14 protein-coding genes are annotated in these 13,847 nt (G+C 70.0%); 10 read left to right on the forward strand and 4 right to left on the reverse strand.

What is annotated here, in order from left to right; all coding sequences use genetic code 11:
* Positions 1-28: 28 nt before the first annotated feature.
* The 5 genes from OOK40_RS28235 to OOK40_RS28255 all read left to right on the forward strand — a co-directional run bounded on the left by OOK40_RS28235 (position 29) and on the right by OOK40_RS28255 (position 3,808).
* On the forward strand, positions 29-2,143 hold the full coding sequence (locus tag OOK40_RS28235; protein ID WP_266487694.1) for an ATP-dependent DNA helicase UvrD2: 2,115 nt from the start codon (positions 29-31) through the stop codon (positions 2,141-2,143).
* 165 nt (positions 2,144-2,308) lie between these two features.
* On the forward strand, positions 2,309-2,632 hold the full coding sequence (locus tag OOK40_RS28240) for a hypothetical protein (RefSeq protein WP_266487190.1): 324 nt from the start codon (positions 2,309-2,311) through the stop codon (positions 2,630-2,632).
* 172 nt (positions 2,633-2,804) lie between these two features.
* Positions 2,805-3,173 (forward strand): WhiB family transcriptional regulator, encoded by a 369-nt coding sequence (locus OOK40_RS28245; protein ID WP_142213804.1) that lies wholly within the window; start codon positions 2,805-2,807, stop codon positions 3,171-3,173.
* Positions 3,170-3,493 carry a hypothetical protein gene (locus OOK40_RS28250; protein ID WP_266487191.1) on the forward strand — a complete coding sequence of 108 codons (324 nt, stop codon included), beginning with the start codon at positions 3,170-3,172 and terminating at the stop codon, positions 3,491-3,493. Before OOK40_RS28245 ends, OOK40_RS28250 begins: the two co-directional genes overlap by 4 nt.
* A 114-nt stretch (positions 3,494-3,607) precedes the next feature.
* Entirely contained in the window at positions 3,608-3,808 is a 201-nt protein-coding gene (locus OOK40_RS28255; protein WP_266487192.1) for a hypothetical protein, read from the forward strand.
* Between the two features lie 58 nt (positions 3,809-3,866).
* On the opposite strand, the gene OOK40_RS28260 is transcribed toward OOK40_RS28255, so the two are convergent.
* Positions 3,867-5,231: an AarF/ABC1/UbiB kinase family protein gene (locus OOK40_RS28260; RefSeq protein ID WP_266487193.1), complete on the reverse strand. Its 1,365-nt coding sequence runs from the start codon at positions 5,229-5,231 to the stop codon at positions 3,867-3,869.
* Between the two features lie 65 nt (positions 5,232-5,296).
* Positions 5,297-6,442, reverse strand: coding sequence for a ThiF family adenylyltransferase (locus OOK40_RS28265; protein WP_266487194.1), 1,146 nt, complete (start codon positions 6,440-6,442; stop codon positions 5,297-5,299).
* 211 nt (positions 6,443-6,653) lie between these two features.
* Between OOK40_RS28265 and OOK40_RS28270 the strand changes: the two genes are divergently transcribed.
* The 4 genes from OOK40_RS28270 (at position 6,654) to OOK40_RS28285 (ending at position 10,475) form a co-directional block, all read left to right on the forward strand.
* Positions 6,654-7,256 (forward strand): M48 family metallopeptidase, encoded by a 603-nt coding sequence (locus OOK40_RS28270; protein ID WP_266487195.1) that lies wholly within the window; start codon positions 6,654-6,656, stop codon positions 7,254-7,256.
* A 108-nt stretch (positions 7,257-7,364) separates the two neighbouring features.
* On the forward strand, positions 7,365-9,005 hold the full coding sequence (locus OOK40_RS28275) for a TerD family protein (protein ID WP_266487197.1): 1,641 nt from the start codon (positions 7,365-7,367) through the stop codon (positions 9,003-9,005).
* A gap of 14 nt (positions 9,006-9,019) precedes the next feature.
* Positions 9,020-9,700, forward strand: coding sequence for an AIM24 family protein (locus tag OOK40_RS28280; protein ID WP_266487198.1), 681 nt, complete (start codon positions 9,020-9,022; stop codon positions 9,698-9,700).
* Between the two features lie 19 nt (positions 9,701-9,719).
* Positions 9,720-10,475: an AIM24 family protein gene (locus OOK40_RS28285; protein ID WP_266487199.1), complete on the forward strand. Its 756-nt coding sequence runs from the start codon at positions 9,720-9,722 to the stop codon at positions 10,473-10,475.
* Between the two features lie 72 nt (positions 10,476-10,547).
* Here the strand turns inward: OOK40_RS28285 and OOK40_RS28290 are convergent, their stop codons facing one another.
* Entirely contained in the window at positions 10,548-11,069 is a 522-nt protein-coding gene (locus tag OOK40_RS28290) for an NUDIX hydrolase (RefSeq protein ID WP_266487200.1), read from the reverse strand.
* Positions 11,066-12,496, reverse strand: coding sequence for a zinc-dependent metalloprotease (locus tag OOK40_RS28295; protein WP_266487201.1), 1,431 nt, complete (start codon positions 12,494-12,496; stop codon positions 11,066-11,068). The genes OOK40_RS28290 and OOK40_RS28295 overlap by 4 nt, the downstream gene beginning before the upstream one ends.
* 191 nt (positions 12,497-12,687) lie before the next feature.
* Here OOK40_RS28295 and OOK40_RS28300 point away from each other — a divergent pair, with 191 nt between their 5' ends.
* The gene (locus tag OOK40_RS28300; RefSeq protein WP_266487202.1) at positions 12,688-13,821 is read left to right on the forward strand and encodes an SDR family oxidoreductase; all 1,134 of its coding nucleotides are present in this window, start codon (positions 12,688-12,690) and stop codon (positions 13,819-13,821) included.
* Positions 13,822-13,847: the final 26 nt, after the last annotated feature.

The raw sequence follows: 13,847 nt of genomic DNA on the forward strand, positions 1-13,847 counted from the left end.
CCCGCAGGTCCCCGAGTCGGCGGACGCGGTGCTCGACGGGCTCGACCCCGAGCAGCGCGAAGTGGCGACGGCCCTGCACGGTCCGGTGTGTGTGCTGGCAGGCGCCGGCACGGGCAAGACACGCGCGATCACGCACCGCATCGCGTACGGCGTGCGCGCCGGCATACTCCAGCCCGCCAGTGTGCTGGCCGTCACCTTCACCAACCGCGCCGCGGGCGAGATGCGCGGGCGGTTGCGCCAGCTCGGCGCGGGCGGTGTGCAGGCGCGCACCTTCCACTCCGCCGCGCTGCGCCAGCTCCAGTACTTCTGGCCGAAGGCGGTCGGCGGTGAGCTGCCCCGGCTGCTCGAGCGCAAGATCCAACTGGTCGCCGAGTCCGCCGCGCGCTGCCGTATCCGGCTCGACCGCAATGAGCTGCGGGATGTGACGAGCGAGATCGAGTGGGCCAAGGTCACCCAGACCGTCCCCGCCGACTACCCGGCCGAGGTCGCCAAATCGCATCGCGACGCCCCTCGCGACACTGCTGAGATCAGTCAGATCTACGCGATGTACGAGCAGCTCAAGCGCGACCGCTCGGTGATCGACTTCGAGGATGTCCTGCTCCTCGCGGTCGGCATCCTCCAGGACCGGCACGACATCGCCGACCAGATCCGCAGCCAGTACCAGCACTTCGTGGTGGACGAGTACCAGGACGTCAGCCCGCTCCAGCAGCGACTGCTCGATCTGTGGCTGGGCGACCGGGACAGCCTCTGCGTCGTCGGCGACGCCAGCCAGACGATCTACTCCTTCACCGGCGCGACCCCGGACCATCTGCTGAACTTCCGCACCCGCCACCCCGGCGCGACCGTCGTCAAGCTCGTCCGCGACTACCGCTCCACGCCACAGGTCGTCCATCTCGCCAATGGTCTGCTGAGCCAGGCCCACGGCCGCGCCGCCGAGCACCGCCTCGAACTGATCTCCCAGCGCGAGGCAGGCCCCGAACCCGCCTACTCCGAGTACGCGGACGAACCGGCCGAGGCCGAGGGCACCGCCCGCCGTATCCGCGACCTGATCGCCGCGGGCGTCCCGGCCGGAGAGATCGCCGTGCTCTACCGCGTCAACGCCCAGTCGGAGGTCTACGAACAGGCCCTGGCGGATGCCGGGGTCCCCTACCAGCTGCGTGGCGCCGAGCGCTTCTTCGAACGCCAGGAAGTCAGGGAGGCGGGCATCGCCCTGCGCGGAGCCGCCCGCGCCGGAGGCAACGACGCCCTGCTCGACGATGCCGGGGACCTGCCGTCCCAGGTCCGGGCCGTGCTCTCCACGAAGGGCTGGACCACCGAGCCGCCCGCCGGATCGGGCGCCGTGCGCGACCGCTGGGAGTCCCTGGCCGCGCTGGTCCGCCTCGCCGAGGACTATGTGCGGGTCAAACCGGAGGCGACCCTCTCCGATCTGGTGGCCGAGCTCGACGAACGCGCCGCCGCCCAGCACGCCCCCACCGTCCAGGGCGTCACCCTCGCCTCGCTCCACTCGGCGAAGGGCCTGGAGTGGGACGCCGTGTTCCTGGTCGGCCTCACCGAGGGCATGATGCCGATCACCTACGCCAAGACCGACGAACAGGTCGAGGAGGAGCGCCGGCTCCTCTATGTCGGCGTGACCCGGGCCCGGCTCCATCTCTCGCTGTCCTGGGCGCTGTCGCGTTCCCCCGGCGGCCGCGCCTCCCGCCGCCCCACGCGCTTCCTCAACGGGATGCGTCCGGGGTCGGTCGCCCCGGGCGCCCGTGGCGCGGGCGGTGGAGGCGGCATCGAGCGCGGCGCGGGCCGGCGCAAGCGGCGCGGACCCGTGTTGTGCCGTGTCTGCGGCAAGACGCTCACCGACGCCGGCGAGATGAAGCTGATGCGCTGTGAGGACTGCCCCTCCGACATGGACGAGGCGCTGTACGAGCGACTTCGGGAGTGGCGCTCGGAGCAGGCGAAGGAGCTGGGCCAGCCCGCGTACTGCGTGTTCACCGACAAGACGCTGATGGCGATCGCCGAGGCCGTGCCGGGCAGCGAGGGGGAGTTGGCCCAGATCTCCGGCGTCGGTGGACGCAAACTTGAGCGCTTTGGAGCCGATGTGCTGGTCATCTGCGCAGGTCAGGAAGTTGGAGAGGGCGACGAGGAGGACTGATACAAACTCGTCGAGAAAATAGTTTGCGCAGGCCCCAGCCAGCCCCATAGGTTCTTAACCACGGGAACAGCGACTTCTCTGAAGCCCTGTCCTCGTGCTGTACTTATCCGAATACGCGCGATCGGCCCCGGCCGGTCCTCTAGACGCCGAGAGGAGGCGATTCCAGTGATCAGCACCAAGACCCGCTTCACCAGCACCAAAGTGACCGATCGCTCGGTCGTCTCCGCCTGCACGCTCGGCTTCTCCGCGGCGTTCAACGGCACCGGTCTGTCCGGCTTCTCCGCCGTGCTTCCGGTGTCCGGCCTGGGCGGCCTCCCCGTCCTGGAGCGCAATGAGCGACCGACCAAGGCACTGGAAGCAGGAGTAGCAGCGGCAGAGGCCAAGGCCTATGCCATTGCGGCGGCCAGTGCCGAAACCCAGAAGCAGACGACGCAGCACCACACGATGTGGGCCTTCCGTGGGCTCGAACCCTGGAGTGATCCAGCCTGATCCAGATCAGGCCGGCGCCTTCAGGGCCGCGGAACCCCACCCGGGATCCGCGGCCCTTCTGTTTTCCCCGAACGGGGAGCACAGAGCGAAGGGGCCTCGGGACAAGCAGCACCCGGTACCAGCCGACACCCGGCCAACAGGCCGGAACCGACCAGACGAGGAAGACACCACCGTGCAACTCGAAGCGCACGCCCCGTCCGTACCGCCTTCCGAGACGATCCCCCCGCCCGCCCTCACGGAGGACTCCACCTTGACTCCGCTCACCGCGCTCTCCGCGCTCGACGACGCCATCGAGAACCTCGGCGTACCCGTCCCCTGCCGTGCTTACGACCCGGAGGTCTTCTTCGCCGAGTCCCCGGCCGACGTCGAGTACGCCAAGTCCCTCTGCCGCACCTGCCCGCTGATGGAGGCCTGCCTCGCCGGCGCCAAGGAGCGGCGTGAGCCGTGGGGCGTCTGGGGCGGAGAGCTCTTCGTCCAGGGCGTGGTCGTGGCCCGCAAGCGGCCGCGTGGCCGCCCGCGCAAGAACCCGGTCGCGGCATGACCGTCATCGGAACCATCGACCGCCCCATCACGCACGATCCCCAGAAGCTGGCCCCCATGACCCCTTCCACGAGCGAGCCGTCCGGCTCGGCCACCCCAGACGTCACCACCACCGGCGCGAACGCCTCGCGTCAGAACAGGACCCGTGAGATGCAACTCATCCCAGAAGCCATGGCCCGTGCGCATATGCACGAGCGCCTGCGCGAGGCCGAGGCCGAAAGCCAGGCCGTGCGCCTGGTCGCCGCCCGGCGGATGCAGCGCCGCGCCGAGCGCGCCTCGCTGCGTGCCCGCCGCGCGCTGGCCATGGCCGTCATGCACTGATCGCGCAAGCGCTCCGCCACGTAGGCACTGAACCCGCGGGGCCCGGTCCGAACGGACCGGGCCCCGCGGTGCGTTGTCCCTGCGGCACGTCCGTTACGGGGTTATCGTCACGAGGTGGACCAGCAGCAGACTCCTCACCCTGCGCAGGCGGGTGCCGAGAGCATCGTGTGTTCCCACTGCGGCACCGTCGCCGAGGGACCACCGCCGACCTGGACCTGCTCCGTGGAGAACGGCACCCGTCACTACTTCTGCGACGACTGCGCACGCGCCAACATCAGGGCGATCGAGGGCAGACTCGACTCCGCCTGGTGGTGAACGCCGCCTGACGCGGTGCCGCCGGAGCAACGATGGCGGTGCGCCCGGCGGCGATCGTTCACGCCCGCGCCTCGACAGCCGCGCCGTCCTCCTCGTCCTCCGGCAGGAAGCCGGGCAGCCACGACTCGAGTTCGTCCCGCAGCCGCACCGCCGCGTTCAGCTGGCACAGCACCCCGATCGTGCTCAGCGTCACCCGGTGTATCAGCAGATACGAGGGCGGCAGATTGAGCTGCTTGCCCAGCTGATGCGCGGGGGAACGGATATCGGCGATGCGGGCCGCCTGGTTGCGCATCCAGCTGCGGCTGAACGTGAACTCCCCGACCTCGGCGGGCTCGATGATCGGCAGCAGATACTCGAGCACCGCGTCCGGGTCCAGCTCTATCGACTCCTTGACGAAGCCCGCCTCGCGCAGCAGCTCGTAGACCGCCTCGGCCTCGCCCTCCAGCGTCATCCGCAGACAGTCGCCGATGGTCTGCGGCAGCCCGCCGGGCAGCCGGTCCACCGTGCCGAAGTCCAGCACGCCGAGGCGCCAGCCCTTGCCGTCCTTCTCCGGAAGAAGCCGGAAGTTCCCGGGGTGCGGATCGGCGTGCAGCAGTCCCGTGCGCGCCGGGCCGGAGAAGAGGAAGCGGGCCAGCAGCTGCCCCGCGCGGTTCCGCTGCTCCTCGGTGCCGTCGGCGATCACCTCCGCCAGCGGGATCCCGTCGATCCACTCCGTCACCAGCACCTGATCGCTCTGGTGCACCACATCCGGCACCACCACATCGGGATCGTCGGCGAACTCGGCGGCGTGCTCCCGCTGCGCCTGCGCCTCCAGCTCGTAGTCCAGCTCCTCCGAGACCCGGTCGCGGAGTTCTGAGATCAGAGGCTTGATGTCCATGCCCGGGATCAGCGGCCCGAGCAGCCGGGCGAAGCGGCTGAGCTGCGTCAGATCGGACAGCAACGCGTCCCCCGCCCCCGGGTACTGCACCTTCACCGCGACCTCACGCCCGTCGTGCCACACCGCCCGGTGCACCTGGCCGATGGACGCGGCGGCCGACGGCTTGTCCTCGAAGTTCAGGAACAGCTCCCGCCAGTCCTCGCCCAGCCGCTCGGCGAGGACCGCGTGGACCGTACGCGTCGGCATCGGGGGCGCGGCGTCCTGGAGCTTGGTGAGGGCCGCGCGGTAGGGACCCGCGACCTCCTCGGGAAGGGCGGACTCGAAGACGGACATGGCCTGCCCGAACTTCATCGCACCGCCTTTCAGCTCGCCGAGCACCTTGAACAGCTGCTCCGCCGTGCGCTGTTGCAGTTCCCTGGCCACGATCTCCGCGGACTTCCCGCCGATCCGCTTTCCCAGCCCCCAAGTGGCCCGCCCGGCGAAGCCCAGTGGCAGCGCGGCCAGCTTGGCGGTCCGGGTGACCGCTTTCCGGGGAAGATCAGACATGTGCCCCTCCAAATCCCAGACAGCCGTGCCGCGTGTGCCTTACGGCATTGCTCCGTTGACGGCCGTTACCCGGCCATTGTCTCGTGCGGCGACCCGAACTCTGAGGTGTGTCCCCCCTCACTCTTCCCTCTCGCTCCGCAGGCACAGTGAAGATGCGGCGTGATTGCCTCCGAGCGCCACTCCAGCAGCGGCAGCGAAACCTCCCAGCGCGCTCCCGTGCTCGCGGGCAGCTCCCCGTCGAGAAAGGACAGCGCGTGCGCCGCCGTCGTCCCCGCAACGGCCGTGGCCAGGGCGACATCGCAGGCCGGTAGCGCGCGGCGGCGGCCCGACCGCCACTGCGCGAGCAGCCTCGCCCTGCCCGGATCCCGCTCCACGCCGTCCAGCTCCAGGCAGCTCGCGCACGCCGTGCCACCGGGCAGCACCAGCGGGCCGACCACGCCGGTTGCTTCGACAACTCCCGCATACATATGGGGTGTTCCGCCGACGATCCAGTCCGCGGCGCCGGCCGGGTCGGGTGCGTAGGCCGCCAGACCGTCCCGTGGGGCCACCACGACCAGAGAGAGACCTGGCTCACCGCAGCCCGGAGCCGTCGTGTACTCGGCCGGGCGTGGCGGGCGGTCGGGCGCGGTCCGCCGCACCAGCTGCCGGGCCGCTGCCTCCCGCCGCTCACCGATCGCCTCCGCCGGCAGCCCGCCGGGCGCCACGTCCCATGGCTCCGTGCACCCGCCGTCGAGCACTTCGACCCGGCCCACCCCCGAGGCCGACAGCACCGCGGCGACCGTCGCACCCACTCGGCCCGCGCCCCGGACCTGGACGCGCATCGCGCGCCGGGCCGCCAGGCGCCGTATCCCGCCGCCCGGTTCCGGATCGACCACGGACAGCGATGCCAGATCGGGGCGCAGCCGGTCGAACGCGCCCGTCCGTTTCCGTAACGCGTCGGCCGCGGGCCCGCCGGCCGACGGATCGTCGAGCAGTCCGGCCGATGTCAACCGCTTCACCAGCGCGTCCACTTGTCCTTCCGGCAGCCCCATCTCCCGGGCCTCCTGACGCAGCAGCGGCAGCCCCCGCGTCCCGTCGAAGAGCTCGAGCAGGGCTCCCGTCGCCGTGTCCACGGGGCCGACCATCACCGCATGCGCGGGCATTGTCCCGAACTGCACCGTTTGCCGCTCCCGCCATGCCCTCTTCAGGGCAGGCTTCACCATCGGATGCATTTCCACGTCCCCCGTTCCCACTTCCCCGTTGAAGTCTTGTCGGATCTCTCCGCTGATCTGTTGTCAGAATGCACGGCCGCGTCCAGGGCTGTGAAAAGTTATCCACAGGCATGGGGTATTAGTCGTTCAAATGGTGCAGCCATGGAGTGGATCAAGCTCGAACCGTCCCGGAGGCGGGACTTCCCCCACTGACAGCGGGTAACGTCGGGGCGTGTCCGTCGACCCGTCCCCTCGCTTCGCTGGGGAGACCCCACAGCGCAGCACGAAAAGCCGACCGCTCCGCGGATCGGGGACGAGTGCGGTCGAGGTCCGAAGGAGCACCCGGCGCAGCAGAACGGTCTCGGCCTACCGCGAGGGTGACCGCACCATTGTCCTCATTCCTGCCCGGATGTCCGAGGCGGAGGAGCGGCGCTGGGTCACCGTGATGCTGGACAAGCTCGCCGCTCAGGAGAGCAAGCGCATCCTCGGCGACAGTGAACTGGCCGAGCGCGCCGAGCGTTTGTCCGCCCAGTACTTCGACGGACGCGCAAGACCGACATCCGTGCGATGGGTGACGAACCAGAACACCCGCTGGGGCTCCTGCACCCCGGCGGAGGGCAGTATCCGCCTGTCGCACCGCCTGCAGGGGATGCCCGAGTACGTCGTCGACTATGTGCTCGTCCATGAACTGGCTCATCTCCTCGTGCCCGGACATGGGCCGCGCTTCTGGCGACTCCTTGAGGCGTATCCGCGCACCGAGCGCGCGCGAGGCTATCTCGAGGGCGTCGTCGCGGCCGACCGTCTGCCGCACCTGCCGGCCGCACGCGGAGAGTGACCGTCGGCCGTCCTGTACCGAATCTGTACCGGCTTGGCTCAATGTCGTACTGAGCCGTTAGCCTGGCGCGACGGATTCACATTTCGGGATGGGGGACGGTCGTTACGCATGGCCAGGGAATTCCAACGCGGCCACAAGGCCAAGATCAGTGATCTCACGCCGGGAACGGATCTGTACGTAGGTGTGCAGATCGCCGCTCCTGGGCTGACCTTCGACATCAGCTGCTTCGGACTCGACGCCAACGAGCAGCTTTCGGACGACCAGTACTTCATCTTCTTCAACCAGCCGAAGTCACCCGAGGAGTCCATCCAGCTGCTTGGCGCGCAGTCCGGTGACACCGAGTCATTCCGGGTCACTCTGGACCGCATTCCGGCGAACATCCACCGGCTCTCCTTCACCGCGACGATCGACGGCGCCGGACAGATGTCGCAGGTGGGCCCCGGGTACATCCGTATCGTCGCGGGTGGCGAGGAGGTCGTCAGGTACGCCTTCACCGGCTCGGAGTTCACCACCGAGCGCGCGGTGATGCTGGGCGACTTCTATCTGAAGGACGTCTGGCGCTTCGCCGCCATCGGCCAGGGTTTCGACGGCGGACTCGACGCACTGCTCAAGAACTTCGGCGGCGAGGTCGCCGAGGAGCAGCCGGCCGCGCAGCAGCCCCAGGGCGCCGCGCCGTCGTTCGCGCCGCCCCCGCAGGCCACCGCGCCTCCGGCGTTCGGCGCACCGGCCGCACCGCAGGCGCCTCAGGCCCCGCAGCCCGCGCCCTCGTTCGGCGCCCCTGCGGCCCCGGCACCTGCCCCGGCCCCTCAGCCGAACCCGCAGATGCACGCCGCGCCCACCATTGCGGCCCCGATGAGCCCGCCCGCGGGCACTGTGCCGCCGCCCGCGCCGGCTCCGTACGGACAGCCGCCCCAGCAGCCGCAGTACGGCCAGGTCCCGGGACAGATGCCGGGACAGGTGCCCGGCCAGGTCCCGCCTGGCGCGCCCTCGCCGTACGGACAGCAGGCGCCGTCCCCGTACGGGCAGCAGCCTCCGGGCATCCCGCAAGGGGTTCCGCAGGGCGTTCCCCAGGGCGTCCCGCAGCCAGGGGCCGGTCTCCAGGCCGCCCTCCAGCCGTACCGCGAGACCGCCACCGGCCAGCGCTGGACTCCGCAGAACCAGCAGCTCATGCGGGTCGATCTGACCATGGGGGGCATGCCCGTGCTGGCCCGTCAGGGCAGCATGGTGATGTACCAGGGCAAGGTCGACTTCAGCTACAAGGGCGCCGGTTTCGCCGGCCGCATCGTCGGCAACGCCACCGGCCAGGAGATGCAGCTGATGCGTTGCAGCGGCCGCGGCCAGGTCTTCCTCGCCGAGGACGGCGCGCATCTGCACTCCATCGAGCTGCAGGGCGACGGCATTTGCGTCTCCGCCGAGAACGTCCTCGCCTTCGACGAGTCCCTGCAGCACGAAGTCCGCAGGATCGAGGGCCATGGCATACCCGGCGGCGCGCTGTTCACGATGATGTTCCAGGGCACCGGCACGGTCGTCGTGAAGACCCAGGGTGTCCCCGTGGTCCTCCCGGTCACGCCGACGACTTTCGCCGACTGCAACGCGGTCGTCGCCTGGTCGGCAGCGTCCCAGGTGATCCTCTCCAGCCAGGTCCGGCTTCGCCGCAACGCGTACCCGGGACACAGCGGAGAGACCGTCAACCTCCAGTTCCGGGGCGCCCCCGGCAACTTCATCGTCGTCCAGCCGTACGAGGTCTGAGGGAGCCCGAAGAAATGAACCAGCAACTCGCGGGCTTCGCCCCGACACCGATGGCGGCCCGGATGGAGAACCACGGCCGCGCCATGCTCAAGGTCGCCATGTCCAGCGGCCAGGACCTGTACGCGCGCACCGGCTCGATGGTCGCCTACGAAGGCTTCGTGCAGTACGAGCCGAACCCGCCCGCCGTCCGCCAGATCGCCTCCCAGTGGGTGACCGGCGAGGGCGCGCCCATCATGAAGTGCTCCGGCGACGGACTGCTCTACCTCGCCGACTACGGCGCGGATGTCGTCGTCATCAACCTCAACAACGACTCGCTCTCGGTCAACGGCACCAACCTGCTTGCATTCGACGCGCATCTCCAGTGGGGCGTCGAGCGGGTCAAGGGCCTGGCCAAGTTCGCCGGCCAGGGCCTGTGGAACGTCGAGGTGGCGGGCACCGGCTGGGTGGCCCTCACGTCGCGCGGCACGCCGATCGTCGTCGACTGCGGCCGCGGCGAGGACGAGACCTATGTCGACCCGGACGCCCTTGTCGCCTGGTCCCCGAACCTGAAGGTGAAGGGCAAGCGCAGCTTCAAGGCTTCCTCGCTGATCGGGCGGGGCAGCGGAGAGGCGTACCAGATGGCCTTCTCGGGCCAGGGCATCGTCGTCGTACAGCCGAGCGAGGACAGTACCGACCGCCTGCGGATCCGGAACTGAGGGGGAGCGAGAACACACCATGCAGAGTCCGCTTTTCAGCAACACGGAACAGCAGTCCCAGGACCGGTACGTCGTGCAGAACCCGCAGCTCCTGCGGGTCGCGCTCACCGGCCACGACGACGTCCTCGCCCGCAAGGGCGCCATGGTCGCGTACCAGGGCCTTGTCGACTTCGACGGCGAGTACCAGACGAGCAATCAGCGCCGTGCCCGCGCCAACACCGGCGAGGGCCTGGATCTGATGCGCTGTTCCGGGCAGGGCACCGTCTACTTCGCCAACCTCGCGCAGTACGTCCATGTCGTGGACGTCGACCAGGAGGGCATGACGGTCGACAGTGCCTATGTCCTGGCGCTCGACTCCACGCTGCACACCGAAGTCATCGCGGTGGACAGCCAGTACGGGATTTCCGGCTCCGGGAAGTACCAGCTCAATATCTCCGGCCGGGGCAAGGTCGCGCTGATGACCTCCGGCCAGCCGCTGATGATGCAGGTGACGCCCGACAAGTACGTCAATGTCGACGCCGATGCGATCGTCGCCTGGTCGTCCGCGCTGCGGGTGCAGATGCAGGCGCAGACGCACTCCTCCGGTGTACGGCGCAGGCGTGGCAACACCGGCGAGGGCTGGGAACTGAGCTTCCTGGGCCAGGGCTTCGCGCTGGTGCAGCCCAGTGAGGTCATGCCGCCGCAGAGCGCGGAGATCGGACAGGGCCTGCGTGCGCAGTACGGCGTGGGCCAGCAAGGCGCCCACGCCCAGAACCAGAACAACGCCTGGAGCTGACGCACAGGGCACAGGTAAGGGGCGGCCTCCGGGGAGGCCGCCCCTTACGCGTCGCTGCGCACCCGTGGCTCGCTACAGAGCCGCGCGCGTCATCTCAAGCAGTCGTACGACCGACTTGTCGGCCACTTCCGCCACCTCGTCGTACGCGAACCAGCGCAGATCCAGAGACTCTTCGCTGATCTCCTCGACCGCTCCGGACGGAGCCAGCGCCGCGTACTGCACATCGAGATGCCAGTGGCAGGGGGCCGGAATCGGATGCCGGTCAAGCCGTACGGGGCCGCCGGGCAGCAGCGTCAGGCCGCTGATCCCCGACTCCTCCGTGGCCTCGCGCAGCGCGGCGGCCGCCAGCGTCGTGTCGTCCGGCTCGCAGTGGCCGCCCATCTGGAGCCACATGCCCAGCTTCTTGTGCAGGGTCAGCAGCACCCGCCCGCGCTCGGGGTCGACGACCAGAGCGCTCGCCGTGACATGCCCCGCGCCGCAGGCCTTCCACATTCCGTCGGGATGCGCCGCCAGATGGTCCAGATAGAGCCGGCGCAGCTCCTCCTGCTCCTCGTAGCTCTTCAGTACGAGGACCGCGTCGTCGTGCAGGCTCACTTGTCCTTGTCGCCCTCGTCGTCGTCCTTGCCGAGGTCCTTGTCGAGACTCGGCTTGCTGCCGCCCGCGGCTTCGCCGAGCATCTTGTCCAGCTCGGAGAAGTCGAGCTGCTCACGGTGGACGAAGCCGTCGGGGTCGTCGAGATCGCTTGCCGTCGGCAGCATGTCCGGGTGCGCCCACAGGCCGTCACGCCCGTCCACGCCCCGGGCGTCGGTGAGCGATGCCCATAGCCGCGAGGCGTCGCGCAGCCGCCGCGGACGCAGCTGAAGGCCGATCAGCGTCGCGAACGTCTGCTCGGCGGGACCGCCTGATGCCCGTCGCCTGCGCAGCGTCTCGCGCAGGGCGTCCGCGGAGGTCAGACGCGTCGATGCGGCCTCGTGGACCACCGCGTCCACCCAGCCCTCGACGAGCGCGAGCGCGGTCTCCAGACGGGCCAGCGACGCCTTCTGCTCGGGGGTGTCCTCCGGCTGGAACATGCCCTGCTGGAGAGCTTCCTGGAGCTGCTCGGGATTCTGCGGGTCGAACTGGCCGACCACGTCCTCCAGCTTGGACGTGTCGACCTTGATCCCGCGCGCGTACGCCTCGACCGCGCCGAACAGATGCGAGCGCAGCCACGGCACATGCGCGAAGAGCCGCTGGTGGGCGGCCTCGCGCAGCGCGAGATACAGCCGCACCTCCTCCTTGGGCACCCCGAGGTCCTTGCCGAGCGCCTCGACGTTCAGCGGCAGGAGCGCGGCCTTGCCGGCCGGGCCGAGCGGCAGACCGATGTCGGTCGAGCCGACCACTTCGCCCGCCAGCACGCCCACGGCCTGCCCGATCTGCTGGCCGAACATCGCGCCGCCCATGGAGCGCATCATGCCGATCAGCGGGCCTGCCATGGCCTGCATCTCCTCAGGCAGCACATCGCCCATGGCCAGGCCGACGCGCTCGGCGACCGGGTCGACGAGCTGCTGCCACGCAGGGAGGGTCGCCTCGACCCACTCGGCGCGGCTCCATGCCACGGCCGAGCTGGCGCCGGAGGGAAGCGAGGTCGCTCCGTCCAGCCACAGGTCGGCGAGGCGCACGGCCTCCTCGACCGCGGTGCGCTCGGCCGGGCCGATGCTCTGGTCCTTGGTGCCGTCCGGCGTGCCCTGGGAGACCGTCTGGCGCGCGATCTGCTTGGCCATGTCCCAGTTCACGGGACCGCCCTCGTAGCTCAGCATCTGGCCGAGCTGCTGGAAGGCCGCACCCAGGTCGTTCGGGTTCAGGGAGCCGAACATCGCGGCGAACGGATTGTCCGCGCCGTCGCCAAAGCCGAAACCGAAAGGATTGGCAGGCGAAGGCCCGCCGGAGCCCTGGCCACCTCCGGCGGGATCCTTCTTCTTGCCCTCGTCGCCGTTCTCCGGCTCCTCCGGCGGAAGGCCGAATCCGAATGGGGTGTCACTCACGGGTTTCCTCGGCTCGTAGGGCCGCCGGCTTCCTGCCGGCGGCGGCTGCCCGACTACACACCCAGCGTAGACATGCGGGTCGCATATGGGCTCAGTGCTCCGCCGACCTTTGGCCTGCGGCAGGATGGACGCCACCTGGTACGTACGCGTTCATTCGCTCACGTACTGAAGACAACCGCTGGAGACGCCTGGTGAGTTCCCCAGATCCGCAGGTTCGCGCAGCGCGAAACCACTCAACCCAGACCTCGGCCCCGGGCCGCGGGTCGGCCGGCCGTGGCCCCGTGGTCGCGATCACCGGTGCCGCCACGGGCGTCGGTGACCTGCTCACCCGGCGCCTTGTGGGGTCCGACGAGATCAAACAGGTCATCGCGATCGACGAGCGCCGGGGCGAGGTCTCCGAGGCGCAGTGGCACATTCTCGACGTACGTGACCCGGCCATCGCCGAGAAGCTGCGGGGCGCGGACGTGGTCGTGCACCTGGCGCTCGACCTCGACCTGGAGACCGACCCGGCCGCCCGCTCGGCATACAACGTGCGCGGTACACAGACGGTGCTGACCGCCGCCGCGGCGGCGGGCGTCCACCGGGTCGTCCTGTGTACCTCAGCAATGGTCTACGGGGCGCTGCCCGAGAACGACATCCCCCTCTCGGAGGATGCGGAGCTGCGCGCCACCGCCGAAGCCACGGGCGTCGGTGACCTGCTGGAGATCGAACGCCTGGGCCGCCGTGCGCCGCGCGCCCACCCCGGTCTGAACGTCACGGTGGTAAGACCCGCCGTCCTGGTGGGCGGTACTGACACCGCGCTGACCCGCTACTTCGAGTCGCCGCGCCTCCTTGTGGTCGCCGGATCCCGTCCCACCTGGCAGTTCTGCCATGTCGAGGACCTGGTGACCGCCCTGGAGTACGCCGCGTTGGAGAAGGTCGACGGCGAGCTCGCGGTCGGCTGCGACGGCTGGCTCGAACAGGAGGAGGTCGAGGAGCTCAGCGGCATCCGCCGGATGGAGCTGCCCTCGGCGGTCGCCCTGGGCGCTGCGGCTCGGCTCCACCGGATCGGCCTCACCCCGTCTCCGGCCGGGGATCTGGCGTACACGATGCACCCCTGGGTGGTCAGTGTGAGCCGGCTCCACGATGCGGGCTGGCGTCCTCAGTGGACCAACGAGGAGGTCCTGGCTGCGCTGCTGGAGGAGGTGGAGGGCCGCCACACGGTCGCGGGCCGCCGCCTCGGCCGCAAGGACGCGACCGCGGCCGGCGCCGCGGGTGCGACGGTGGCGCTGCTCGGTACGGCCGCGCTGGTGCGGCGTGCGCGCAAGGCCAGGCGCCGTATGTAGGAGGCTCCAAGGCAGTGCCTCCCCGG

This window comes from Streptomyces sp. NBC_01481 (assembly GCF_026339995.1).
Classification (GTDB): domain Bacteria; phylum Actinomycetota; class Actinomycetes; order Streptomycetales; family Streptomycetaceae; genus Streptomyces.